Source organism: Pseudomonas sp. FG35, from assembly GCF_057809295.1.
This window is the reverse complement of the sequence record NZ_JBMDJR010000002.1, coordinates 484,033-508,603: the sequence shown is the minus strand read 5'-3', so window position 1 is coordinate 508,603 and position 24,571 is coordinate 484,033. Positions and strand designations below refer to the sequence as shown.

Sequence of the window (24,571 nt, the reverse complement as noted above, 5' to 3'; positions counted from 1 at the left end):
TTTTTCCGACCGCGGTCCCTGCCCGCCGGATAACTGCTTCTGGTGCTTTACGCTGCACACCCGGGTCAGTTGCCAACCCTCTGAACCGTTGAGGCCGGTTCATCGCTGCCTGTTCTTGTGGAACTAAAGAGCTGTTGTTGCCAGCCGCTTTGTCGAGCGGCTTGGTGGCAAGAATATGCATGGATGCATATACAGTCAATGCGTAAATGCATTTATTTATGCACGAGAAATGCGCGGATGCATGGAAGCCCCGCCAATCAAGGGTTGCCCGGTTTTCTACAGGCGAAAAAAAACCCGCCGAGGCGGGTTTTATCCGAAAGGGATCGGGTTACCGGGCGTACATGCCCCACCAGAAAACGTGACCGAGGATGACGATCTGCTCTTCCTGCATGTCCTGGAAGCTGTAGTCCTCGTCCGGATGCTCATCGCGATTGAAGCTGCGCAGACGGATACCGGTAGGCAGGCGATAAAGCTGCTTCACCCGCAGTTGACCGTTGTGGTTGATCGCATAAAGGTCGCCATCGATGATGTCGCCGATCCCGCATTTTCCCGCGTTGACCCCGACCGTGGCACCGTCGCGCAGCACCGGCAACATGCTGTTGCCCCGCACCGTCACGCATTTGGCCTGGTCGAACTGCACACCGTTATGGCGCAGGCTGCGCTTGCCGAAGCGCAGGCTTGAGCGTTCGCTCTCTTCGATGACGAATCTTCCTGATCCAGCAGCCAATTCAACCTCGCGAAGAAAGGGCACCGACACCTCGTCGTCATCGACGGGGGTGTCGTCGTCCCACAGGCTTATGTCCTTGAGTTCGGAATGCAACTCGTCGCGTCCGGCGTTGGCGGCGGGCGCAACATCCGCGCGCCCGCGCAACTGGTCGGTGCTCACGGCAAAGTACTCGGCGATCTTCGAGATGTGCTTATCTGAAGGATCGACGATCTTCCCGCTGAGAATCCGCGAGAGCGTGGATTGAGGCACGCCGGTGCGACGGTGGAGCTCCGTGGGGGAGATCCCGTGCTGGTCGAGCAGTGCTCTTAAGACGGTAGATACGTTGCGTTTTTGCATAACGCGCATAGTGCTTGAAGTTTTTCGCGAAGACAAATGCTGATTTGCATAAATCGTGCATAGTCGACGTTTTTGCACCAGATAGATGTCACCCGGCCGCGATGCCTGCGTCCGACAGACCGCCCATGGTAACCTTGCGCCCATCGCGGAAAAGCCCGGCGACTGCCCCGCTTTTGCCCCACACCTTCCAACGAGTTGCCTGACAATCCGATGAATAAAGCCGTCTCCGACCTGTCCTCCCACACCCCGATGATGCAGCAGTACTGGCGCCTGAAGAATCAGCACCCGGACCAGCTGATGTTCTACCGCATGGGCGACTTCTACGAGATCTTCTACGAAGACGCGAAGAAGGCGGCCAAGTTGCTGGACATCACCCTGACCGCGCGCGGGCAGTCGGCGGGTCAGGCGATTCCGATGTGCGGGATTCCTTATCACGCGGCGGAAGGCTATCTGGCGAAGCTGGTCAAGCTCGGCGAGTCGGTCGTGATCTGCGAGCAGGTTGGCGACCCGGCCTCCAGCAAAGGCCCGGTGGAACGTCAGGTGGTGCGGATCATCACCCCCGGTACGGTCAGCGACGAAGCGTTGCTGGATGAGCGTCGCGACAACCTGATCGCGGCGGTGCTGGGCGACGAGCGTCTGTTCGGTCTGGCGGTGCTGGACATCACCAGCGGCAACTTCACCGTGCTGGAGATCAAGGGCTGGGAAAACCTGTTGGCGGAGCTGGAGCGGGTCAACCCGGTCGAGTTGCTGATCCCGGATGACTGGCCGAAGGATCTGCCGGCGGAAAAACGCCGTGGCGTACGTCGTCGTGCACCGTGGGATTTCGAACGTGATTCGGCGCTGAAAAGCCTCTGCCAGCAATTCTCCACCCAGGACCTGAAAGGTTTTGGCTGCGAAACCCTGACCTTGGCCATCGGCGCCGCCGGTTGCCTGCTGGCGTACGCCAAGGAAACCCAGCGCACCGCCCTGCCCCACCTGCGCAGCCTTCGCCATGAACGGCTGGACGACACCGTGGTGCTCGATGGCGCCAGCCGCCGTAACCTGGAACTTGACACCAACCTGGCCGGTGGCCGCGACAACACCCTGCAATCTGTTGTCGACCGTTGCCAGACCGCCATGGGCAGCCGCTTGCTGACCCGTTGGCTCAACCGCCCGCTGCGCGATCTGACCGTGCTGCTCGCTCGCCAGAGTTCGATCACTTGCCTGCTCGACCGCTATCGCTTTGAAAACCTGCAACCGCAGCTCAAGGAAATCGGCGATATCGAGCGGATTCTGGCGCGGATCGGCCTGCGCAATGCCCGCCCTCGCGACCTCGCTCGCCTGCGCGACGCGCTCGGTGCGCTGCCTGAACTGCAAGTGGCGATGACCGATCTCGAGGCGCCGCACCTGCAACGTCTGGCGACCACCACCAGCACTTATCCGGAACTGGCGGCGCTGCTGGAAAAAGCCATCATCGACAACCCGCCGGCGGTGATCCGTGACGGCGGCGTGCTGAAAACCGGTTACGACAGCGAGCTCGACGAGCTGCAATCGCTGAGCGAGAACGCCGGCCAGTTCCTGATCGATCTGGAAGCCCGGGAAAAGGCCCGTACCGGCCTCGCCAACCTGAAAGTCGGCTACAACCGCATTCACGGCTACTTCATCGAGTTGCCGAGCAAGCAGGCTGAATCAGCGCCGGCAGACTACACCCGTCGTCAGACCCTCAAGGGTGCCGAGCGCTTCATCACCCCGGAACTGAAAGAGTTCGAAGACAAGGCGTTGTCGGCCAAGAGCCGCGCCCTGGCTCGCGAGAAAATGCTTTATGAAGCGCTGCTGGAAGATTTGATCAGCCAGCTGCCGCCGCTGCAGGACACCGCAGGTGCCCTGGCCGAGCTGGACGTGCTGAGCAACCTCGCCGAACGTGCGCTGAATCTCGACCTGAATTGCCCGACGTTCGTCAGCGAACCGTGCATGCGCATCTCCCAGGGCCGTCATCCGGTGGTCGAGCAAGTGCTGACAACGCCGTTCGTGGCCAACGACCTGAGCCTGGACGACAACACCCGCATGCTGGTGATCACCGGTCCGAACATGGGCGGTAAATCCACCTATATGCGCCAGACTGCACTGATCGTGCTGCTGGCACACATCGGCAGCTTCGTGCCGGCAGCCAGTTGCGAACTGTCGCTGGTGGACCGGATCTTCACCCGGATCGGTTCCAGCGACGACCTCGCCGGCGGACGCTCGACCTTCATGGTGGAAATGAGCGAAACCGCGAACATCCTGCACAATGCCACCGAGCGCAGTCTGGTGCTGATGGACGAAGTCGGGCGCGGCACCAGCACCTTTGATGGTCTGTCCCTGGCGTGGGCGGCGGCGGAGCGTTTGGCGCAGCTGCGGGCCTATACTCTGTTTGCGACGCACTATTTCGAATTGACCGTGTTGCCGGAAGCCGAACCGCTGGTGGCCAACGTGCACCTCAACGCCACCGAGCACAATGAGCGCATCGTATTCCTGCACCATGTGTTGCCGGGGCCGGCGAGCCAGAGTTATGGCCTCGCGGTTGCACAACTGGCCGGAGTGCCGAGCGAAGTGATCGTGCGTGCTCGTGAACACTTGAGCCGCCTGGAAGATACCGCGCTGCCACATGAGGCGCCGAAGCCGGCCGCCAAGGGCAAACCGGCAGCGCCGCAACAGAGCGACATGTTTGCCAGCCTTCCGCATCCGGTGCTGGATGAGTTGGCCAAACTGGATCTGGATGACGTTACACCGCGTCGTGCGCTCGAAATGTTATATGCACTTAAGAACCGGATCTAAGCACCGACGAACCGGATATAACGCAAACGGCTTCAAGCTGTTAGAATCTCGCGCGGTTCGGGATGCTGCTGGCTAATAGCCTGGCTGGCAGACATCGCTCCCGAACCTGGCGACCCCAACCGTGAAGGGGCAACGCTGCCGCCGCCTGAGGAGAAAATTAGAAATGACCTTCGTCGTCACCGACAACTGCATCAAGTGCAAGTACACCGACTGCGTAGAAGTCTGTCCGGTGGACTGCTTTTACGAAGGCCCGAATTTCCTGGTGATTCACCCGGATGAGTGCATCGACTGCGCCCTGTGCGAACCGGAATGCCCGGCCGTGGCCATTTTCTCAGAGGACGAAGTTCCGGAAGAGATGCAGGAGTTCATTCAATTGAACGTCGAGTTGGCCGAAATCTGGCCGAACATCACCGAGAAGAAAGAATCGCTGCCGGATGCCGAAGAGTGGGATGGCGTCAAAGGCAAGATCAAAGACCTCGAACGCTGATCTGTCCCGCGCTCGAATGAAAAGGCCCCTCGCGGGCCTTTTTGTTTTTGCGGGTCTGGCTTTTCTTCAGGCAAAAAAAGGGGCGGTTTGACCCGCCCACATTTTTTCCCTATTCCCTGTGTTCCTTTTCATCGTCCTGATGAATCGCTTCCTGCGATGTCCATTCCCCTCTTCCTTGAAGGGCGTGTCTATCCGTCGACACAACCCAGATACTAGCGAGTTCCCCGCAGGGGGCAACCGGCCCTCAGCGCGTGAACCTGTTGTCATAAGCCCTTAACATTAAAAAATAACCATATAAATCATTGTGTTACCCGAAGATGATGAGCGCAATCGCCTTCGGCAGCAGTGTAAAAATAACGAACACTTACGATACAGTCAGCAAAGGCTTACAGCGCAAACCTACAAGGTGGGAATACCTGCCGCTTTCAGCACACAAACAAAAAGCCCCGAACCAGTCGGGGCTTTCTGCATGGCGGTCAGGCGGGCGGCTTATTGAAACAGCGACTCGCTCGACAGGCCGTTTTTCTCGAGAATTTCCCGAAGGCGCTTAAGGCCTTCCACCTGGATCTGTCTCACCCGTTCCCGGGTCAGGCCGATCTCCAGGCCTACATCTTCCAGCGTGCTGCTCTCGTGGCCGCGCAGACCGAAGCGGCGTACCACCACCTCGCGTTGCTTGTCGGTCAGCTCCGAGAGCCATTGATCGATGCTCTGCGACAGATCGTCATCCTGCAGCAGTTCGCACGGATCAGTCGGACGGTCATCCGTCAGGGTGTCCAGCAGGGTTTTATCCGAATCCGGGCCCAGCGAGACGTCGACCGAAGAAACCCGCTCGTTCAGGCCCAGCATGCGCTTGACCTCGCCCACCGGTTTTTCCAGCAGGTTGGCGATTTCTTCGGGTGAAGGTTCGTGGTCGAGCTTTTGCGTCAGCTCCCGTGCAGCCCGCAGGTACACGTTGAGCTCCTTGACCACATGAATCGGCAGCCGGATGGTCCGGGTCTGATTCATGATCGCGCGTTCGATGGTCTGACGAATCCACCAGGTTGCGTAGGTCGAGAAGCGGAAGCCGCGCTCAGGATCGAACTTTTCCACCGCTCGGATCAGTCCGAGGTTGCCCTCTTCGATCAGATCCAGCAGCGACAGCCCCCGATTGACGTAACGCCGGGCGATCTTGACCACCAGCCGCAGGTTACTTTCGATCATGCGCTTGCGCCCGGCCGGGTCGCCACTTTGCGACAAGCGCGCAAAATGAACTTCTTCTTCCGGGGAGAGCAGAGGGGAAAAGCCGATTTCGTTGAGGTACAGCTGCGTGGCATCGAGTGCCCGAGTGTAATCGATGTACTTATGTTGTTTAAGTGAAGCGGAGTGTTTGGATTTGGCACGAACGGAAGGTGGAGCAGCCCCTTCATCATTCGACATCGAATCCGAATCGATGCCGGTCTCCATCAGGAGAACCTCATCGTCGATGTCAAACTCCGGCACTTCTTTACTGAGAGCCATTGTTATAGTCCTTTGGTGAGTTCGACCCCAAGCTCAAGCGGCGCCTTTATCCTTGGCAACGCTGGAGCCTGTCCCCTCTACGTGACGGAACAGGCTGGTCTGCAAATCAACGTCTTGGCAGGAACTGCAGCGGATCTACAGGTTTACCTTGTCGGCGAATCTCAAAATGCAGTTTCACCCGGTCTGTACCCGTTGACCCCATTTCGGCAATTGTCTGTCCGACCTTGACCTGCTGCCCCTCCCGTACCAACAGCCGACGGTTGTGTCCGTAAGCACTGACGTAGGTTTCGCTGTGTTTGATGATGACCAATTCGCCGTAGCCCCTTAAGCCACTCCCGGCGTATACCACCGTCCCATCAGACGCAGCTAAAACAGGCTGTCCCAAATCTCCGGCGATATCAATTCCTTTATTCAAACTACCGTTTGAAGAGAATTTTCCAATGAGAATGCCATTAGATGGCCATCCCCAGCCGGTCGGGGCCGGGCCCGGTGGAGGCAGCGGAGCGGGTGTTTGCTTGTTGGCGACGGACGGTACAACCGTCGTCGAAGCTGCGCCGGAACCCGTGGTCGTGGTGGTTGTCGTGCCATTTGCCTGGCGCCGGATAACCGTGGTTTTGCTGGACGAAGACGCTGAAGAACCGGAGTTGCTGACGACCGCAGTCGACGTTGAACCGGTACGGCCGTCGAAGCGAATCGTCTGACCCGGATGGATCGTGTATGGCGTAGGAATGTTGTTCCGGGCGGCGAGGGCTTTGTAGTCCCAGCCGTAGCGAAAAGCGATGGAAAACAAGGTATCGCCCGGACGGACTACATACTGCCCGGTCGTCACGACCGGACGCTGGGCCACCGCATTGTTGCGATCCACGACCCGAACGTTGCTCGATTTTGTGCTGGAGCAACCGACCAGCAAGGTGCTCAAGACAAGGCCAGTCACCAGGCGCTGAAAGCTCGTGTTACCCATACGCTGCGCAATGACTGTGAGACTCACCCGCCGCTCCCTTTGTGGTGGCTGAAAAAATTTGGAATGCCGATTCCGGCATGAAACTTCGCAAGTATAACGAGCGCAACCGGCTTTACCTTTATAGAAGCGCTATCGCTCGGCGCACACGTTTGCTTGTAGACGATCCTTTCTGTTTAAACACTCGCCGCCGCTGTAAGACAGGCGCGTTCGACAGGAATTCAGCGGCCTCGAACAAATGCTCAGGCCAGCGGACCGTTGAGCAATGGCACGAAACGCACCGCCCCCAGAACGTGTCGGGAGAAACCGTTTTCTTCGCGCACGATCAGCATCAATTGCTGCACTTCGCCCGAACCGACCGGGATCACCATCCGCCCACCCGGTGCCAGTTGATCAAGCAAAGCCTGAGGCACATCGGTGGCGACCGCCGTGACGATGATGCCGTTGTACGGCGCTAGCGCCGGCCACCCTTCCCAACCATCGCCCCAGCGAAATACCACGTTGCGCAGGTTGAGCTCGATCAGGCGTTCCTTGGCCCGATCCTGCAGCACCTTGATGCGCTCTACCGAGAACACCCGCTCGACCAACTGCGACAACACTGCCGTCTGGTAACCGGATCCGGTGCCGATCTCCAGCACCTTATCCAGCGGCCCGGCTTCCAGCAGCAGCTCGCTCATGCGCGCCACCATATAAGGCTGGGAAATGGTCTGGTTGTTGCCGATCGGCAGCGCGGTGTCTTCATAGGCACGATGCGCCAGCGCTTCATCGACGAACAGGTGTCGCGGGGTGCGGCGGATCACTTCCAGCACGCTGGCGTTGGAAACGCCCTCTTCGTACAGACGCTGGATCAGGCGCTCACGGGTTCGCTGGGACGTCATCCCGATGCCGCTGCGCAGCCTGTCGTCTTGTTCACGAGCCATCAGTTGAGCCCCTCCAGCCAGCCGTCGAGACTTCTGAAGGCATCATTGAAGGTGCGATCGAGCTGCAACGGAGTGATGGATACGTAACCCTGCATCACCGCATGGAAATCGGTGCCCGGCCCGCCGTCTTCCGCATCACCTGCCGCTGCGATCCAGTAACCGGCCTTGCCGCGCGGGTCCACGACTTTCATCGGTGCCGCCGCACGGGCGCGATGGCCGAGACGGGTCAGTTGAATGCCGCGAATGTGATCGATCGGCAGATTAGGAATGTTCACGTTCAACACCGTGCGCGGTGGCAGATCGAGCCCGGCGTGGGCCTCGACCAGTTTGCGCGCAAAGTAGGCGGCCGTGGGCAAGTTGTCGACCTGCCGCGAAACCAGCGAGAAGGCAAACGACGGGCGCTCGAGAAAGCGGCCCTCGAGGGCGGCTGCCACCGTTCCGGAATACAGCACGTCATCACCCAGGTTGGCGCCAAGGTTGATACCCGAAACCACCATGTCCGGCTCGCGTTCGAGCAAACCGTTGAGCCCCAGATGGACGCAGTCGGTCGGTGTGCCATTGAGGCTGATAAAGCCGTTGGCCAGGTACTGCGGGTGCAGCGGACGGTCGAGTGTCAGCGAACTGCTGGCACCGCTCTTGTCCTGTTCCGGGGCGATAACCACGCACTCGGTGTAATCCGCCAGCGCAGCATATAGCGCGGCAAGACCGGGCGCAGTCACCCCATCGTCGTTAGAAATCAGAATACGCATGGGCTGTCCGTCTGCCCCACCGGCACCAGATCAACGAGCTCGCGCACCAATACGGTGGCGAAGCATCCGGCCGGGAGGACGAATTCCAGTTGCAGAATGTCAGGCTCGGGATAATGCCACGTCAACCCGCCAATGGGCAGCCGCAGGATGCGACGTTCGTGGCTCATACCGGCATTAATCAACCAATCGCGCAGATCCGCCTCGCGTGCGGCAATCCCCTGCTCCAGATCATGGACAACCCCGGCCGCCGGCGAGTCACCTTCGCCCCACTGCGGACCGGTCGGGTGCAGGTCAAGAATGGCCAGACGCGGATCGCTGCACTCGGCTTCACCGGCCGGAAAAAAGCTGCGGCTGTCGGTGAAGGCCAGCAGATCGCCGACCTGGGCGCGCTGCCAGGTGCCATCGGCCACCCGCGCCGCGAGCACCTGATTGAACAGAAAACTGCGCGCGGTCGACAGCAGGCGCGAGCGCACATTGCGCTGCTCCGGCAGTGCCTTGCGCGCAGCCCACGAACGGGCATCGACCACATTGCCACCGTCATGGCCGAAACGCTGGGCGCCGAAATAATTCGGGATACCTTGTTTGGCGATCAGTCGCAGGCGCTCGTCGATGGCCGCCTTGTCGCCATTGAACTGAGTCAGGCGCAGGGTGAAACCGTTTGCCGAATGCGCACCGCGTTGCAGCTTGCGCTTGTGGCGGGTGGTCTTGAGGATTTTCAGCGTGTCGTTTTCCGCCGCCGACAGATCCGGATCGGCCTTGCCCGGCAATTGCACGCTGAACCACTGACGGGTCAGCGCCTGACGGTCTTTCAGACCGGCATAGCTCACCGTACGCAACGGTACACCGGCCGCCTTGGCGATACGGCGTGCAGCCTCTTCGGTATTCAGGCCGCGCTTTTCCACCCAGATCCACAGGTGCTCGCCGTCACCGCTGAACGGAATATCGAGGACTTCATCGACCTGGAAATCTTCAGCGATGGCTTTCAGTACCGCGGTGCCGAGGGCGTCGCCATAGGCCCGCGGGCCGAGCAGTTGCAGTTCGTTCATGCGCGCAGCAACAAGGCAACGGAATGCACGGCGATGCCTTCTTCGCGACCGACGAAGCCGAGCTTTTCGGTGGTGGTGGCTTTCACGTTCACTTGATCCAGTTCTACTTGCAGATCCGCGGCAATCAGCGCGCGCATCGATTCGATATGGGGGGCCATTTTCGGAGCCTGGGCAACGATGGTGTTGTCGACGTTGCCGACCTTCCAGCCTTTGGCATGGATCAGACTGACCACGTGACGCAGCAGCACTCGGCTGTCGGCACCCTTGAATTGCGGGTCGGTGTCCGGGAAATGCTTGCCGATATCACCCAGCGCCGCCGCGCCGAGCAAGGCATCGCTCAAGGCGTGCAGCAGGACGTCACCGTCGGAGTGAGCGAGCAGCCCGAAGCCGTGTGCGATTTGCACGCCGCCCAGAGTAATGAAATCGCCTTCAGCGAAACGGTGCACATCATAGCCGTGGCCAATACGCATAAAAAAACGCCCCGAATTTTGTCAGGGCGTGATTCTACCTGCTTTGTCAGGCGTTAGGCGCCTAGAGCGCGCGCGTGATGCTGCAAGTGGTCGTCAATGAAGCTCGCGATAAAGAAATAGCTATGGTCGTAGCCCGGTTGCAGGCGCAACGTCAGCGGGTGGCCCGCTTGTTTTGCGGCTTGTTGCAGGGCTTCCGGTTTGAGTTGGGTGGCGAGGAAATCGTCACGGTCACCCTGATCGACCAGCAATGGCAGCTTCTCGTCCGCTTCGGCGATCAGTGCACAGGCATCCCATTCGCGCCATTTCGAACGGTCTTCGCCCAGATAGCGGGTGAATGCCTTCTGGCCCCACGGGCAGTCGATCGGATTGTTGATTGGCGAAAACGCCGATACCGACTGATAACGCCCTGGATTGCGCAACGCACAGACCAGCGCACCGTGACCGCCCATGGAGTGGCCGCTGATGCTGCGCTTGTCCGACGCCGGGAAATGCGCTTCAACCAGTGAAGGCAATTCCTGCACGACGTAGTCATGCATCCGATAGTGCCGCGACCACGGTTCCTGCGTGGCATTCAGATAAAACCCGGCACCGAGGCCGAAATCCCAAGCCCCGTCAGGATCACCCGGTACATCCGGGCCGCGCGGACTGGTGTCCGGCGCCACGATGATCAGGCCTAGCTCGGCCGCCATGCGCATCGCACCGGCCTTCTGCATGAAGTTCTCGTCCGTACAGGTCAGGCCCGACAGCCAGTACAGCACCGGCAACTTGCCGCCCTGCTCTGCCTGCGGCGGCAGGTACACGGCGAACACCATGTCACAACCGAGCACTTCGGAACGATGGCGATAACGCTTGTGCCAACCGCCGAAACTTTTCTGACAGGAGATGTTTTCCAGACTCATGTAGGACTCCTACGCAACCACGGCCGCGCGCTGGCGGCCATGGTTCGCGATTGATCAGAAATGAATGACGGTACGGATGCTCTTGCCTTCATGCATCAGATCGAAGGCCTTGTTGATGTCTTCCAGACCCATGGTGTGGGTGATGAAAGTATCCAGCGGGATTTCGCCGCTTTGCGCCATGTCAACATAGCTTGGCAGTTCGGTACGGCCACGCACGCCACCGAACGCCGAACCGCGCCAGACGCGACCGGTCACCAGCTGGAACGGACGGGTGGCAATTTCCTGGCCGGCGCCGGCAACACCGATGATCACCGACTCGCCCCAGCCCTTGTGGCAGCACTCAAGGGCCGCACGCATCAGTTGCACATTGCCGATACATTCGAAGGAGAAGTCGACGCCGCCATCGGTCATGTCGACGATCACTTCCTGGATCGGACGATCGAAGTCTTTCGGGTTCACGCAGTCGGTGGCACCCAATTGTTTGGCGATTTCGAACTTGGCCGGGTTGATGTCGATGGCGATGATGCGCGAGGCCTTGGCCTTCACCGCGCCGATCACGGCCGACAGTCCGATGCCGCCGAGACCGAAGATGGCCACGGTGTCACCCGGTTTGACCTTGGCGGTGTTGATCACCGCACCGATACCGGTGGTCACGCCGCAACCGAGCAGGCAGACCTTTTCCAGCGGCGCATCCTTGGAGATCTTGGCCACGGAGATTTCCGGCAGCACGGTGTACTCGGAGAACGTCGAAGTACCCATGTAGTGGAAAATCGTTTGGCCCTTGTAGGAAAAGCGCGAAGTGCCGTCCGGCATCAGGCCCTTGCCCTGGGTGGCGCGAATCGCCTGACACAGGTTGGTCTTGCCCGACTTACAGAATTTGCACTGACCGCATTCCGGGGTGTACAGCGGAATGACGTGATCGCCGACCGCCACGGATGTCACGCCTTCGCCGATCGCTTCGACGATGGCGCCGCCTTCGTGGCCGAGGATCGACGGGAAGATACCTTCCGGGTCCGCGCCGGACAGGGTGTAAGCGTCAGTGTGGCAAACCCCGGAAGCCACCACGCGCAGCAATACTTCACCGGCCTTGGGCATGGCGACATCGACTTCTACGATTTCCAGCGGCTTTTTGGCCTCGAAGGCAACGGCGGCGCGCGACTTGATCATGCTGACTCTCCAGTGAATCCATTGAATAAAAAACCAGACGGTCAGTGTAGTTCAGCGCCGCTTGATGAATAATCCGGACAAAAGCAAAACATTATTGCCATACAGGGATAATCCCCATGTCCGAAAATCGCTGGGAAGGTATCGACGAGTTCGTCGCCGTTGCCGAATGCAGTCAGTTCACAGCCGCTGCCGAACGCCTGGGCGTTTCTTCCTCGCACATCAGTCGACAAATCGTACGACTGGAAGAGCGTTTGCAGACGCGACTGCTGTATCGCAGCACCCGGCGCGTCACCCTGACCGAGGCCGGCCAGACCTTTCTGCAACATTGCCAACGTCTGCAGGACGGACGCGAAGAAGCCTTGCGCGCGGTCGGCGATCTGACCAGCGAACCCAAAGGCATGCTGCGCATGACCTGTGCCGTGGCGTATGGCGAGCGTTTCATTGTGCCGCTGGTGACGCGGTTCATGGGGCACTACCCGCAACTGCGCATCGATATCGAACTGACCAACCGGCAACTCGATCTGGTGCATGAAGGCCTGGACCTGGCGATCCGTCTTGGCCGGCTTCAGGACTCCCGGTTGGTGGCGACCCGGCTGGCACCGCGGCGCATGTATCTGTGTGCGTCGCCTTCCTACCTGGAACGGTACGGGCGCCCACACAGTTTGTCGGAACTGGGGCGGCACAATTGCCTGATCGGCAGCTCGGATATCTGGCAACTTGAACAAAACGGGCGGGAATTTTCCCAGCGGGTGCAGGGAAACTGGCGCTGCAACAGTGGGCAAGCGGTGCTGGATGCGGCGCTACAAGGCGTCGGACTGTGTCAGTTGCCTGACTATTACGTGCTGGAACATCTGCACAGCGGTGCGTTGGTTTCTTTGTTGGAGACGCATCAACCGCCGAATACGGCGGTGTGGGCGCTGTATCCGCAGCAGCGGCACCTGTCGCCCAAGGTGCGCAAACTGGTGGATTTTCTCAAGGAAGGTTTGGCCGAACGGCCGGAATATCGAGCTTAACGACGGTTGGTCCAGCGCTGACGCAACCATTCGAGGTCTTCGGGGCGGGTGACTTTCAAGTTATCCGCGCGGCCCTCGATCAGACGCGGCGCCATGCCAGCCCACTCCATCGCCGAAGCTTCATCGGTGATGACTGCATCCGCCACGAGACTGTCGGCCAAAGCCCGGTGCAGCGCACCGAGGCGGAACATCTGCGGCGTATAGGCTTGCCAGATCACACTGCGATCGACGGTTTCCACCACCCGACCGTGCTTGTCGACCCGCTTGAGAGTGTCCTTCGCCGGCACAGCCAGCAAACCACCGACCGGATCGTTCGCCAGCTCAGCGAGCAATTTGTCGAGATCGTCACGGCTCAGATTGGGCCGCGCCGCATCGTGCACCAGCACCCAGTCCTCGTCGTCGGCACCTTGGGCGTGCAGATGCAGCAAGGCATTGAGTACCGAGCCGGAACGTTCGGTGCCACCGTCGACCCGTTGAATTCGCGGATCACTGGCGCTGGCCAGGTTCGGCCAATAAGGATCATCAACGGCAAGACTGACCACCAACCCCTTGAGTCTCGGGTGATCGAGGAAACAGCCGAGGCTGTGTTCGAGAATTGTGCGCCCGCCCAGTTGCAGGTATTGCTTGGGACGGTCCGCGGCCATACGGGCACCGACGCCCGCGGCAGGAATCACGGCCCAGAAGGCCGGCAGGGAATCGATCATTGGGCCAACTGGTAAAGGGTTTCGCCGTCCTTGACCATGCCCAGTTCGTGACGAGCCCGCTCTTCAACGGTCTCCATGCCTTTCTTCAACTCGCTGACTTCAGCGTCCATCACTCGGTTGCGCTCCAGCAAGGCTTCGTTCTCGGCGTGTTGATCAGCAATTTGCTGATTCAGTTCGGCGACTTGCGCCAGACTGCCATTGCCCACCCACAGGCGGTACTGCAGACCGGCCAGCAGCAAGAGCAAGACGAGAAACAACCAGTAAGGACTGCGCATCGAATATCAGGTATCCAGTGAAAAAAGACAGCCACACAAAAACTTTGAAGCATCTGATAGCACGAAGCCTGGAATATCCAGGCTTGTGCATATAAGGCATCAGATTAGTGGCAAATCCATCGCTGTCACGACTTTTCCGACACAATCCGGTGTCTTTCTATCATTTACTGCTCAGCCGCGAAACTCGCTGCGACCGTTGTACTTGGCCTTGCCATTCAACTGCTCTTCGATACGCAGCAGTTGGTTGTACTTGGAAACGCGGTCGGAACGGCACAGCGAACCGGTCTTGATCTGGCCAGCCGAAGTACCCACGGCCAGGTCGGCAATGGTCGAATCTTCGGTTTCGCCCGAACGGTGCGAGATCACGGCGGTGTAACCGGCAGCCTTGGCCATCTGGATGGCTTCCAGGGTTTCGGTCAGGGTACCGATCTGGTTGAACTTAATCAGGATCGAGTTGGCGATCTTTTTATCGATGCCTTCTTTGAGGATCTTGGTGTTGGTCACGAACAGGTCGTCGCCGACCAGCTGGGTCTTCTCGCCGATCTTGTCGGTGAGGATCTTCCAGCCAGCCCAGTCGGACTCGTCCAGACCGTCTTCGATCGAGATGATCGGGTAACGCTCGGTCAGACCTTTGAGGTAGTCGGCGAAACCTTCAGCGGTGAACACCTGGCCTTCGCCGGACAGGTTGTACTTGCCGTCTTCGAAGAATTCGCTGGCCGCACAGTCCAGAGCCAGGGTCACGTCGGTGCCCAGCTTGTAACCAGCGTTGGCGACTGCTTCGGAGATCACTTTCAGTGCGTCTTCGTTGGAAGCCAGGTTCGGCGCGAAACCGCCTTCGTCACCGACGGCAGTGCTCAGGCCACGGGCCTTCAGCACGGCTTTGAGGTGATGGAAAATCTCGGTGCCCATGCGCAGACCTTCCGAGAAGGACTTGGCGCCAACCGGCTGAACCATGAATTCCTGGATGTCGACGTTGTTGTCGGCGTGTTCGCCACCGTTGATGATGTTCATCATCGGAACCGGCATCGAGTAAACACCCGGGGTGCCGTTCAGGTTGGCGATGTGTGCGTACAGCGGCAGGTCCTGATCCTGTGCAGCCGCCTTGGCCGCAGCCAGGGATACGGCGAGGATGGCGTTGGCGCCCAGGGTCGCTTTGTTTTCGGTACCGTCGAGCTTGATCATCGCGTGATCCAGCGCTTTCTGGTCGCTTGGGTCGGTGCCCAGCAGCAGATCGCGGATCGGACCGTTGATGTTGGCTACCGCCTTGAGCACGCCCTTGCCCAGGTAACGGCTCTTGTCGCCATCACGCAGCTCGAGCGCTTCACGCGAGCCAGTGGATGCACCGGACGGCGCACAGGCGCTGCCGATGATGCCGTTGTCGAGAAGCACGTCCGCTTCCACGGTGGGATTGCCACGGGAGTCGAGAACTTCACGACCTTTGATGTCGACGATTTTTGCCATTGTTGTAAACACTCCAAAGTTGACGAAAACGACGCAGCTAGAGGAAATCTTTTTACCGTCGGCAAGTGGTGTGCAGCGGGCAGCTTGCAGACGACAACGCTCATACCCGAGGGCATGAGCGACAAATCGTGCGGTACTTTACCGGAGAATTGAGGTTTACGCGGTTTCTACCGTCGGAAAACTCTTCACCAGTTCGTCCAGGGCTTTGAGCTGGGCCAGGAATGGCTCCAGTTTGTCCAGACGCAAGGCGCAAGGGCCGTCGCATTTGGCGTTGTCCGGGTCCGGGTGCGCTTCGAGGAACAGCCCCGCCAGCGACTGGCTCATGCCAGCCTTGGCCAGGTCGGTGACCTGGGCGCGGCGACCGCCGGCGGAGTCGGAACGACCGCCCGGCATTTGCAGCGAATGGGTCACGTCGAAGAATACCGGGTACTCGAACTGCTTCATGATGCCGAAGCCGAGCATGTCGACCACGAGGTTGTTGTAGCCGAAGCTCGAACCGCGCTCGCAGAGGATCAACTGATCGTTACCCGCTTCCACGCACTTGTTCAGGATGTGTTTCATTTCCTGAGGCGCGAGGAACTGGGCTTTCTTGATGTTGATCACAGCGTTGGTCTTGGCCATCGCGACGACCAGATCGGTCTGGCGCGACAGGAAGGCCGGCAGCTGGATGATGTCGCAGACCTCAGCGACGACCGCAGCCTGGTCAGGCTCGTGGACGTCGGTGATGATCGGCACGCCGAAGGCTTGTTTGATGTCCTGGAAGATGCGCATGCCCTCTTCCAGGCCAGGACCGCGATAGGAGGTCACAGAAGAACGGTTGGCCTTGTCGAAGCTGGCCTTGAACACGTAAGGGATGCCGAGTTTTTCGGTGACCTTCACGTACTCTTCGCAAACCTGCATGGCCATGTCACGGCTTTCCAGCACGTTCATGCCGCCGAACAGCACCATGGGTTTGTCGTTGGCAATCTCGATGTCGCCGACGCGGATGATCTTCTGTGCCATCGGGGTTACGCCTTCTTCTGGTGTTGAGCCAATGCCGCTTTGACGAAGCCGCTGAACAGCGGATGGCCATCGCGTGGCGTCGAGGTGAACTCTGGGTGGAACTGGCAAGCGACGAACCATGGATGATCCGGTGCTTCGACCACTTCAACCAGCGCTGCATCGGAAGAGCGACCGGAAATCTTCAGGCCGGCTTCGATGATTTGCGGCAGCAGGTTGTTGTTCACTTCGTAACGGTGACGGTGACGCTCGACAATCACATCCTTGCCGTAGCAGTCGTGCACCTTGGAGCCGGCTTCGAGCAGGCATTCCTGAGCGCCGAGGCGCATGGTGCCGCCCAGGTCGGACGCTTCGGTACGCACTTCAACGGCACCGGTGGCGTCTTCCCACTCGGTGATCAGACCGACAACCGGATGGCCGCTGGCACGATCGAACTCGGTGGAGTTGGCGTCTTTCCAGCCCAGCACGTTACGGGCGAACTCGATGACCGCCACTTGCATGCCCAGGCAGATGCCCAGGTATGGAACCTTGTTTTCGCGAGCGTATTGAACGGCGGTGATCTTGCCTTCCACGCCACGCAGACCGAAGCCGCCCGGTACGAGGATCGCGTCGACGCCTTCCAGCAGGGCAGTGCCCTGGTTTTCGATGTCTTCGGAATCGATGTAGCGCAGGTTGACCTTGGTGCGGTTGGTGATGCCGGCGTGACTCATCGCTTCGATCAGCGACTTGTAGGCGTCCAGCAGCTCCATGTACTTGCCGACCATCGCGATGGTGACTTCGTGCTCTGGATTGAGCTTGGCATCAACGACCTTTTCCCACTCGGACAGGTCGGCGCCATTGCATTGCAGGCCGAAACGCTCGACGACGAAATCGTCCAGACCCTGAGCGTGCAGCACGGCCGGGATCTTGTAGATGGTGTCGACGTCTTCCAGGGAGATCACCGCACGCTCTTCAACGTTGGTGAACAGCGCGATCTTGCGACGCGAGGACACATCCACCGGATGGTCGGAGCGGCAGATCAGGACGTCTGGCTGCAGGCCGATCGAACGCAGTTCCTTCACGGAGTGCTGGGTCGGCTTGGTCTTGGTCTCGCCAGCGGTGGCGATGTACGGAACCAGGGTCAGGTGCATCAGCATCGCGCGCTTGGAGCCGACTTCCACACGCAGCTGGCGGATGGCTTCGAGGAACGGTTGCGACTCGATGTCGCCAACAGTACCGCCGATTTCCACCAGGGCCACGTCGGCGTCGCCGGCACCCTTGATGATGCGACGCTTGATTTCGTCAGTGATGTGCGGAATCACCTGGATGGTTGCACCCAGGTAGTCACCACGGCGCTCTTTGCGCAGCACGTGCTCGTAGACACGGCCGGTGGTGAAGTTGTTGTTCTGGGTCATGGTCGTGCGGATGAACCGCTCGTAATGGCCCAGGTCCAGGTCGGTCTCGGCGCCGTCGTGGGTGACGAACACTTCACCGTGCTGGAACGGGCTCATGGTGCCCGGGTCGACGTTGATGTACGGATCCAGCTTCAGCATGGTGACCTTAAGCCCCCGCGCCTCCAGGATGGCCGCCAATGAAGCCGATGCAATGCCTTTCCCCAAAGAAGAAACAACACCGCCCGTGACGAATATGTAGCGCGTCATGAAAAACCCTAGAAGTCTGCGTTAAAGCGGTCCGAGCCGCCGGGGAAAGCGAAGGAAGGCCGAAGCCCCCGATCACCTGCATTAATCACAGTGCACCTTTCAAAAAAACCGCCGCGTTGGGACAGACCGGAAGTGAAAACACCGGTACGTTGCTCGCTACACATTTTTTGGAATCGCCCAGCAAAGACTGCTTGGTAATCGGCAACTCCTGCAATTCAGGCGAATCCACAGAAGTTGTATCAAGAAGGGAGCGTAGTCTACCGGAATGCCCCCTTCATCTCAAACCTTGATCTTCGTCCGAAGGCTGCCAATGCAATCGCCAGCCTTCCAGCGCATTGCCGTCGAGCCCCGGCAGGTTCGCCACGGCGAGCAATTCTTCACCGCGAAACAGCAGCGGCAATCTGCCACGCACGAAGCCCGGCACCGCGCGCTCATTGAGCAGGCGCTTGAGATCGCGATGACCGCGACCCGCCAGGTCCATTACCTCGCCGCCCTGCCGATAGCGGATGTGCAGCGGCCCGACGGGAGTCTGGCCGCTGAACATGACACGTCCGTTATCGGGCAAGCGTAGCGCTGACGACAGGTCATGCCAGTCGCCGCTGACCACCGGTGTGCGTAGCCATTCTCCGCTGAGCCACCACAAGCGGCCGGCGCTTCGATGCAGCTCGCCATCCGCCAGACGCCAGATCGGCGAGGCATCGTTGCCGGCGTCACGCACATCGACCCAACCCGACCAATGGTCGGTATCCGGCAGTCGGGTCAACGGCTCAAGCCAGTGGCTGAGTGCATTTCGCTGACGGGCATCGGACAATTTCGCGATGGCCGCAAACTCCAGCGATGGCAATCCCGACCATTCGAACTCGCTGGGCAAACTTGCTTGAGTCAGATCGATTTGTGCCAGCTCATCAAGCAAGCCCTGCGCCTCACGCAGATGCGCCGCGCTGCGGGCCATGCTGGCGTGTGCCTGCGGCCAGCGGCCGATCAGCAGCGGCATGATCTGATGGCGCAGATAATTGCGAGAGAACTGTCGATCCTGATTCGACGGATCCTCGATCCAACGCAGGCCATGGTCCCGCGCATAGGCTTCCAACTCTGCGCGTGTGACGTCGAGCAACGGCCGCACCAGACTGCCCTGCCCCAGCGCTCGCGTGGCCGGCATTCCGGACAACCCACGCACGCCGGCGCCACGCAGCAGACGGAACAACAGCGTTTCAGCCTGATCGTCGCGATGCTGCCCGGTCAGCAGCACGTCATTGGCCTGAGTCGCCGCACTGAACGCCGCATAGCGTGCATCCCGTGCCGCGCGCTCTACACTCGCCCCCGGCTGCACCTGCACACGCTGCACTTGCAACGGCACCGCCAGTTCCTCGCAAACAACCTGACAATGCGCAGGCCATGCGTCGGCCGCAGCCTGAAGACCGTGATGGACATGGATGGCGCTTAGCGCAGGAAGGGATTCGGTTTTGGCGAGATTGGCCAGAAGATGCAGCAGAACGGTGGAATCGAGGCCACCGGAGAAGGCGATCCGCCAATGGGAAGCACCGAGCCAGGGCTTGAGATTGCGCAGAAGCCTGGAAGGCAAATCAATCGAGGGCTGACCCATTTTTCTACCTTTTCACAAACCAAATGTGGGAGCGGGCTTGCTAGCGAAAGCGGTGAAACAGCCAACACAGTCGTTGAATGTTACATCGCATTCGCGGGCAAGCCCGCTCCCACAGTGTTTTGCATCGCTGGTCGGAACGGCTCGACTTAGAGACCGTAGCTCATCAGACGATCGTAACGACGCTTGAGCAGCGCTTCGTTGTCGAACTTCTTCAGCATCGCCAGTTGCGAGCTCAGCTCGGCGCGGATCGATGCGGCAGCAGCGGCCGGATCACGGTGGGCGCCGCCCAGAGGCTCGCTGATCACCTTGTCGACAATGCCCAGGCCTTTCAGACGCTCGGCGGTGATACCCATCGCTTCAGCAGCATCCGGCGCCTTCTCTGCGGTTTTCCACAGAATCGAAGCGCAACCTTCCGGCGAGATCACCGCGTAGGTCGAGTACTGCAGCATGTTCAACTGGTCGCACACACCGATTGCCAGTGCACCGCCGGAACCACCTTCACCAATCACGGTGGCGATGATCGGGGTTTTCAGGCGGGCCATGACGCGCAGGTTCCAGGCGATCGCTTCGCTCTGGTTGCGCTCTTCGGCGTCGATCCCAGGGTAGGCGCCCGGGGTATCGATGAAGGTCAGGATCGGCATCTTGAAACGCTCGGCCATTTCCATCAGGCGGCAAGCCTTGCGGTAGCCTTCCGGACGCGGCATGCCGAAGTTGCGGCGTACCTTTTCACGCACTTCACGGCCCTTCTGGTGACCGATCACCATCACTGGCTGGTCTTCCAGACGTGCAACGCCGCCCACAATGGCCGCGTCGTCGGAGAAGTGACGGTCACCGTGCAGTTCGTCGAACTCGGTGAAAATGTGCTCGATGTAGTCCAGGGTGTAAGGACGTTTAGGGTGACGCGCCAGACGTGCGATCTGCCAGCTGGTCAGCTTGCCGAAGATGTCTTCGGTCAGCGTCTTGCTCTTGTCCTGCAGGCGGGAGATCTCATCGCCGATATTCAGCGAATTGTCATTACCGACCAAGCGCAACTCTTCGATCTTGGCTTGCAGGTCGGCGATCGGCTGTTCGAAATCTAGAAAATTCGGGTTCATAGGCGTCCGTCTTGGGTCGTGTCCCAAGTGAGCTTGGGCCGGCCGGTTGTCTATTCGCGCCCTACCATAAGGGAGAGGCGCGCTGAGGTCGAGATTAAAAATTCAGGTTGTGGGCAGGCGCTTTGATTGCACCTGCCGGTCAACGGTATTGGAGGAAGACGTTGTCTCGCCCGAACTGGTCACGCAGGGCTTGAATCAAGGCATCCGCCGGGTCGATCCGCCAGGTCTCGCCAAACTGCAGCAAGGTCTTCGCATCGGGACTGGTGTATTCCATGGTGATCGGGCACGCCCCGCGATGACGCTTGAGCAAATCACCCAACCAGCGTAGCTGATCGCCCTTCAGATCCTGGGTCTGCAACTTCAGGCGCAGGCTCTCGGCCAGATTGGTGCGCGCATCTTCCATGCTCATCACCCGCTTGACCCGCAGGCGCAGGCCGCCGGAGAAGTCGTCGTTGCTGACCTCGCCTTCGACCACCACCATTGCGTCGGTCTGCAGCAGCGACTGCGCGGAGTGGAACGCATCGGCGAACAGCGACGCCTCGATCCGCCCGGAGCGGTCGTCGAGGGTGATGAAGCCCATCTTGTCGCCTTTTTTGTTCTTCATCACCCGCAGGGCGATGATCATCCCCGCCACGGTCTGGGTATCCCGGGCCGGTTTCAGGTCGATGATGCGCTGACGGGCGAATCGGCGAATTTCGCCTTCGTACTCGTCGATCGGGTGACCGGTCAGGTACAGGCCCAAGGTGTCTTTTTCACCTTTGAGCCGTTCTTTGAGGGTCAGCTCTTTCGCCTTGCGATGAACCGCGTAAACGTCCGCGTCCTCCTCGACGAACAGCCCGCCGAAAAGATCGGCGTGGCCGCTGTCACGGGTGCGCGCGGTCTGCTCGGCCGACTTGATCGCCTCTTCCATCGCCGCCAGCAGAACGGCGCGGTTGCGGTCGATGTTGGCCTGATAGGCCTTCTGCTCGTCGTGGAAGTACGGGCCGAGGCGATCCAGCGCACCGCTGCGGATCAGACCGTCCAGCGTGCGCTTGTTGATACGCTTGAGGTCAACTCGGGCGCAGAAGTCGAACAGGTCCTTGAACGGACCGGCCTGACGGGCCTCGGTGATCGCTTCCACCGGGCCTTCACCGACGCCTTTGATCGCGCCCAGGCCGTACACGATGCGTCCCTCGTCGTTCACCGTGAACTTGAATTCCGACGTGTTCACGTCCGGCGCATCGAGGCGCAGCTTCATCGTGCGCACTTCCTCGATCAAGGTCACGACCTTGTCGGTGTTGTGCATGTCCGCCGACAGTACCGCAGCCATGAACGGCGCCGGGTAGTGAGCCTTCAGCCAGGCAGTCTGATACGAGACCAGGCCGTAGGCGGCGGAGTGGGATTTGTTGAAGCCGTAACCGGCGAACTTTTCCACCAGGTCGAAAATGTTACCGGCCAGATCCGCGTCGATATTGTTCGACGCACAACCCTCAATGAAACCGCCACGCTGCTTGGCCATTTCCTCGGGCTTCTTCTTGCCCATCGCCCGACGCAGCATGTCCGCGCCACCGAGGGTATAACCGGCCATGACCTGGGCGATCTGCATCACCTGTTCCTGATACAGGATGATGCCGTAGGTCGGTGCCAGTACCGGCTGCAAACCTTCGTACTGGTAATCCGGGTGCGGATACGCCAGTTCTGCGCGACCGTGCTTACGGTTGATGAAGTCATCCACCATGCCGGACTGCAGCGGGCCCGGACGGAACAGGGCCACCAGTGCGATCAAGTCTTCGAGGCAGTCGGGCTTGAGCTTTTTGATCAGCTCTTTCATGCCGCGGGATTCGAGCTGGAACACCGCGGTGGTTTCAGCCTTTTGCAGCAGCTGATAAGTCGGCTTGTCATCCAGCGGGATGAACGCGATGTCCAGCGGCGGCTCGTTGACCTTGGCGCGGTCGCGGTTGATGGTCTTCAGCGCCCAGTCGATGATCGTCAGGGTCCGCAGGCCGAGGAAGTCGAACTTCACCAGACCGGCCGCTTCGACGTCGTCCTTGTCGAACTGGGTCACCAGACCGTCGCCGGCCTCGTCGCAGTAAATCGGCGAGAAGTCGGTCAGCTTGGTCGGCGCGATCACCACACCACCGGCGTGTTTACCGACGTTACGCACCACGCCTTCGAGCTTGCGCGCCATCTCCCAGATTTCCGCCGCTTCCTCATCGACCTTGATGAAGTCGCGCAGGATTTCTTCCTGCTCGTAGGCTTTTTCCAGGGTCATGCCGACTTCGAACGGAATCATCTTCGACAGGCGATCCGCCAGGCCGAACGACTTGCCCTGGGCCCGCGCCACGTCCCGCACCACAGCCTTCGCCGCCATGGAACCGAAGGTGATGATCTGGCTCACCGCATTGCGGCCGTATTTTTCGGCCACGTAATCGATCACCCGGTCGCGACCATCCATGCAGAAGTCGACGTCGAAGTCGGGCATCGATACCCGTTCCGGGTTGAGGAAACGTTCGAACAGCAGGTCATATTCCAGCGGGTCGAGGTCGGTGATCTTTTGCACATAGGCCACCAGCGATCCGGCACCCGACCCCCGGCCTGGGCCCACCGGCACGCCGTTGTTCTTGGCCCACTGGATAAAGTCCATCACGATCAGGAAGTAACCGGGGAACCCCATCTGGATGATGATATCCAGCTCGAAATTCAGCCGGTCGACGTAGACCTGACGCTTGGCCTCGTAATCCTCGGTGGTGTCCTTGGGCAGCAGCACGCTGAGGCGCTCTTCCAGACCATCGAACGAGACCTTGCGGAAATACTCGTCAATGGTCATGCCATCGGGAATCGGGTAATCCGGCAGGAAGTGCTTGCCCAGTTTCACGTCGATGTTGCATCGCTTGGCGATCTCGACGGTGTTCTCGATCGCATCGGGCAGGTCGCTGAACAGCTCGGCCATTTCCTCGGCGCTTTTCAGGTACTGCTGGTCGCTGTAGTTCTTGGATCGCCGTGGATCGTCGAGGGCCCGGCCCTCACCGATGCAGACACGGGTTTCGTGGGCGGCGAAGTCTTCCTGCTTGATGAAGCGTACGTCGTTCGTAGCTACCAACGGCGCGCCGAGCTTTTCGGCCAGGGCGACGGCACCGTGCAACTGCTCTTCGTCGTTCGGACGGTTGGTACGCTGAATTTCCAGATAGAAACGATCCGGGAACACCGCCATCCATTCGCGGGCCAGCGCCTCGGCTTCGGCGGGGTTGCCGCCGATCATGGCCATGCCGATCTCGCCTTCTTTGGCGGCGGACAGCATGATCAGGCCTTCGTTGGCCTCGGCGACCCACTCGCGCTCGATGATGACCATGCCGTTACGCTGACCGTCGATGAAGCCACGGGAAATCAGCTCGGTCAGGTTGCGATAGCCCTGGGCATTCATGACCAGCAGGCTGATCCGGCTCAGCGGCCCGTCCGGGTCCTTGTTCGACAGCCACAGGTCGGCGCCGCAGATCGGCTTGATCCCGGCGCCCATGGTGTTTTTATAGAATTTGACCAGCGAACACATGTTGTTCTGGTCGGTCACCGCAACGGCCGGCATGCCCATGCCGGTCAGGGCCTTGACCAACGGCTTGATCCGCACCAGCCCGTCGACCAGGGAGTATTCAGTGTGCAGGCGTAGATGAACGAATGAAGCCGGCATAGTGATCCTGTCCAGTTACATAGAGACAACAAGGCCCGGATTGTACCGGGCCCCGAACAAAACATCAGCCTC

20 protein-coding genes are annotated in these 24,571 nt (G+C 59.9%); 3 read left to right on the top strand and 17 right to left on the bottom strand.

Annotated features, from left to right (window positions below; genetic code table 11):
- Positions 1–328: 328 nt before the first annotated feature.
- Positions 329–1,063: an XRE family transcriptional regulator gene (locus tag ACODTD_RS06365; RefSeq protein WP_041475154.1), complete on the bottom strand. Its 735-nt coding sequence runs from the start codon at positions 1,061–1,063 to the stop codon at positions 329–331.
- 210 nt (positions 1,064–1,273) lie between these two features.
- On the opposite strand from ACODTD_RS06365, the gene mutS reads away from it, so the two are divergent.
- Together mutS and fdxA are read left to right on the top strand one after the other, a co-directional pair.
- A complete protein-coding gene (gene mutS, locus ACODTD_RS06360; protein ID WP_489104609.1) occupies positions 1,274–3,856 on the top strand; it encodes a DNA mismatch repair protein MutS in 2,583 nt (860 codons plus the stop codon).
- A gap of 163 nt (positions 3,857–4,019) precedes the next feature.
- Complete coding sequence (fdxA, locus tag ACODTD_RS06355) at positions 4,020–4,343, top strand: ferredoxin FdxA (protein ID WP_007908827.1); 324 nt, start codon at positions 4,020–4,022, stop codon at positions 4,341–4,343.
- Positions 4,344–4,832: 489 nt separating this feature from the next.
- Here the strand turns inward: fdxA and rpoS are convergent, their stop codons facing one another.
- From rpoS to ACODTD_RS06315, 8 genes are all read right to left on the bottom strand, one after another.
- Complete coding sequence (gene rpoS / locus ACODTD_RS06350) at positions 4,833–5,840, bottom strand: RNA polymerase sigma factor RpoS (RefSeq protein WP_007954831.1); 1,008 nt, start codon at positions 5,838–5,840, stop codon at positions 4,833–4,835.
- A 106-nt stretch (positions 5,841–5,946) separates the two neighbouring features.
- On the bottom strand, positions 5,947–6,828 hold the full coding sequence (locus tag ACODTD_RS06345) for a peptidoglycan DD-metalloendopeptidase family protein (protein WP_011332705.1): 882 nt from the start codon (positions 6,826–6,828) through the stop codon (positions 5,947–5,949).
- A gap of 212 nt (positions 6,829–7,040) precedes the next feature.
- A complete protein-coding gene (locus tag ACODTD_RS06340) occupies positions 7,041–7,676 on the bottom strand; it encodes a protein-L-isoaspartate(D-aspartate) O-methyltransferase (protein ID WP_181457888.1) in 636 nt (211 codons plus the stop codon).
- 41 nt (positions 7,677–7,717) lie between these two features.
- Positions 7,718–8,467 (bottom strand): 5'/3'-nucleotidase SurE, encoded by a 750-nt coding sequence (gene surE / locus ACODTD_RS06335; protein WP_007954824.1) that lies wholly within the window; start codon positions 8,465–8,467, stop codon positions 7,718–7,720.
- On the bottom strand, positions 8,455–9,513 hold the full coding sequence (gene truD / locus ACODTD_RS06330; protein WP_201816913.1) for a tRNA pseudouridine(13) synthase TruD: 1,059 nt from the start codon (positions 9,511–9,513) through the stop codon (positions 8,455–8,457). The genes surE and truD overlap by 13 nt, the downstream gene beginning before the upstream one ends.
- Positions 9,510–9,983 carry a 2-C-methyl-D-erythritol 2,4-cyclodiphosphate synthase gene (gene ispF / locus ACODTD_RS06325; RefSeq protein ID WP_039762489.1) on the bottom strand — a complete coding sequence of 158 codons (474 nt, stop codon included), beginning with the start codon at positions 9,981–9,983 and terminating at the stop codon, positions 9,510–9,512. Before ispF ends, truD begins: the two co-directional genes overlap by 4 nt.
- Positions 9,984–10,036: 53 nt before the next feature.
- Entirely contained in the window at positions 10,037–10,882 is an 846-nt protein-coding gene (gene fghA / locus ACODTD_RS06320) for an S-formylglutathione hydrolase (RefSeq protein WP_085748121.1), read from the bottom strand.
- A gap of 54 nt (positions 10,883–10,936) precedes the next feature.
- Positions 10,937–12,049: an S-(hydroxymethyl)glutathione dehydrogenase/class III alcohol dehydrogenase gene (locus ACODTD_RS06315; protein WP_007954819.1), complete on the bottom strand. Its 1,113-nt coding sequence runs from the start codon at positions 12,047–12,049 to the stop codon at positions 10,937–10,939.
- A 116-nt stretch (positions 12,050–12,165) separates the two neighbouring features.
- On the opposite strand from ACODTD_RS06315, the gene ACODTD_RS06310 reads away from it, so the two are divergent.
- Positions 12,166–13,062, top strand: coding sequence for a LysR family transcriptional regulator (locus tag ACODTD_RS06310; RefSeq protein ID WP_011332699.1), 897 nt, complete (start codon positions 12,166–12,168; stop codon positions 13,060–13,062).
- On the opposite strand, the gene ispD is transcribed toward ACODTD_RS06310, so the two are convergent.
- The 8 genes from ispD to dnaE form a co-directional block, all read right to left on the bottom strand.
- On the bottom strand, positions 13,059–13,766 hold the full coding sequence (gene ispD / locus ACODTD_RS06305; RefSeq protein WP_201816916.1) for a 2-C-methyl-D-erythritol 4-phosphate cytidylyltransferase: 708 nt from the start codon (positions 13,764–13,766) through the stop codon (positions 13,059–13,061). The genes ACODTD_RS06310 and ispD overlap by 4 nt on opposite strands.
- On the bottom strand, positions 13,763–14,041 hold the full coding sequence (ftsB, locus tag ACODTD_RS06300) for a cell division protein FtsB (RefSeq protein WP_003222158.1): 279 nt from the start codon (positions 14,039–14,041) through the stop codon (positions 13,763–13,765). The genes ispD and ftsB overlap by 4 nt, the downstream gene beginning before the upstream one ends.
- A gap of 171 nt (positions 14,042–14,212) precedes the next feature.
- A complete protein-coding gene (gene eno / locus ACODTD_RS06295; RefSeq protein ID WP_007954808.1) occupies positions 14,213–15,502 on the bottom strand; it encodes a phosphopyruvate hydratase in 1,290 nt (429 codons plus the stop codon).
- 156 nt (positions 15,503–15,658) lie between these two features.
- A complete protein-coding gene (kdsA, locus tag ACODTD_RS06290) occupies positions 15,659–16,504 on the bottom strand; it encodes a 3-deoxy-8-phosphooctulonate synthase (protein WP_007954807.1) in 846 nt (281 codons plus the stop codon).
- A gap of 5 nt (positions 16,505–16,509) precedes the next feature.
- On the bottom strand, positions 16,510–18,141 hold the full coding sequence (gene pyrG, locus ACODTD_RS06285; RefSeq protein WP_011332696.1) for a CTP synthase: 1,632 nt from the start codon (positions 18,139–18,141) through the stop codon (positions 16,510–16,512).
- A 274-nt stretch (positions 18,142–18,415) separates the two neighbouring features.
- Positions 18,416–19,744 (bottom strand): tRNA lysidine(34) synthetase TilS, encoded by a 1,329-nt coding sequence (gene tilS, locus ACODTD_RS06280; protein ID WP_489104608.1) that lies wholly within the window; start codon positions 19,742–19,744, stop codon positions 18,416–18,418.
- Between the two features lie 146 nt (positions 19,745–19,890).
- Complete coding sequence (locus ACODTD_RS06275) at positions 19,891–20,838, bottom strand: acetyl-CoA carboxylase carboxyltransferase subunit alpha (RefSeq protein WP_011332694.1); 948 nt, start codon at positions 20,836–20,838, stop codon at positions 19,891–19,893.
- Between the two features lie 139 nt (positions 20,839–20,977).
- Complete coding sequence (gene dnaE, locus ACODTD_RS06270; RefSeq protein WP_489104607.1) at positions 20,978–24,499, bottom strand: DNA polymerase III subunit alpha; 3,522 nt, start codon at positions 24,497–24,499, stop codon at positions 20,978–20,980.
- Between the last annotated feature and the right edge of the window lie 72 nt (positions 24,500–24,571).

What these genes read in the sequence shown, in the direction of transcription:
- surE (WP_007954824.1), bottom strand. Translation starts at nt 8,467, where the DNA reads ATGCGTATTCTGATTTCTAACGACGATGGGGTGACTGCGCCCGGTCTT.
- fghA (WP_085748121.1), bottom strand. Translation starts at nt 10,882, where the DNA reads ATGAGTCTGGAAAACATCTCCTGTCAGAAAAGTTTCGGCGGTTGGCAC.
- ispD (WP_201816916.1), bottom strand. Translation starts at nt 13,766, where the DNA reads ATGATCGATTCCCTGCCGGCCTTCTGGGCCGTGATTCCTGCCGCGGGC.
- ftsB (WP_003222158.1), bottom strand. Translation starts at nt 14,041, where the DNA reads ATGCGCAGTCCTTACTGGTTGTTTCTCGTCTTGCTCTTGCTGCTGGCC.
- ACODTD_RS06310 (WP_011332699.1), top strand. Translation starts at nt 12,166, where the DNA reads ATGTCCGAAAATCGCTGGGAAGGTATCGACGAGTTCGTCGCCGTTGCC.
- tilS (WP_489104608.1), bottom strand. Translation starts at nt 19,744, where the DNA reads ATGGGTCAGCCCTCGATTGATTTGCCTTCCAGGCTTCTGCGCAATCTC.
- truD (WP_201816913.1), bottom strand. Translation starts at nt 9,513, where the DNA reads ATGAACGAACTGCAACTGCTCGGCCCGCGGGCCTATGGCGACGCCCTC.
- pyrG (WP_011332696.1), bottom strand. Translation starts at nt 18,141, where the DNA reads ATGACGCGCTACATATTCGTCACGGGCGGTGTTGTTTCTTCTTTGGGG.
- kdsA (WP_007954807.1), bottom strand. Translation starts at nt 16,504, where the DNA reads ATGGCACAGAAGATCATCCGCGTCGGCGACATCGAGATTGCCAACGAC.
- fdxA (WP_007908827.1), top strand. Translation starts at nt 4,020, where the DNA reads ATGACCTTCGTCGTCACCGACAACTGCATCAAGTGCAAGTACACCGAC.
- ACODTD_RS06315 (WP_007954819.1), bottom strand. Translation starts at nt 12,049, where the DNA reads ATGATCAAGTCGCGCGCCGCCGTTGCCTTCGAGGCCAAAAAGCCGCTG.
- dnaE (WP_489104607.1), bottom strand. Translation starts at nt 24,499, where the DNA reads ATGCCGGCTTCATTCGTTCATCTACGCCTGCACACTGAATACTCCCTG.
- ACODTD_RS06365 (WP_041475154.1), bottom strand. Translation starts at nt 1,063, where the DNA reads ATGCAAAAACGCAACGTATCTACCGTCTTAAGAGCACTGCTCGACCAG.
- rpoS (WP_007954831.1), bottom strand. Translation starts at nt 5,840, where the DNA reads ATGGCTCTCAGTAAAGAAGTGCCGGAGTTTGACATCGACGATGAGGTT.
- ispF (WP_039762489.1), bottom strand. Translation starts at nt 9,983, where the DNA reads ATGCGTATTGGCCACGGCTATGATGTGCACCGTTTCGCTGAAGGCGAT.
- ACODTD_RS06275 (WP_011332694.1), bottom strand. Translation starts at nt 20,838, where the DNA reads ATGAACCCGAATTTTCTAGATTTCGAACAGCCGATCGCCGACCTGCAA.
- mutS (WP_489104609.1), top strand. Translation starts at nt 1,274, where the DNA reads ATGAATAAAGCCGTCTCCGACCTGTCCTCCCACACCCCGATGATGCAG.
- ACODTD_RS06340 (WP_181457888.1), bottom strand. Translation starts at nt 7,676, where the DNA reads ATGACGTCCCAGCGAACCCGTGAGCGCCTGATCCAGCGTCTGTACGAA.
- eno (WP_007954808.1), bottom strand. Translation starts at nt 15,502, where the DNA reads ATGGCAAAAATCGTCGACATCAAAGGTCGTGAAGTTCTCGACTCCCGT.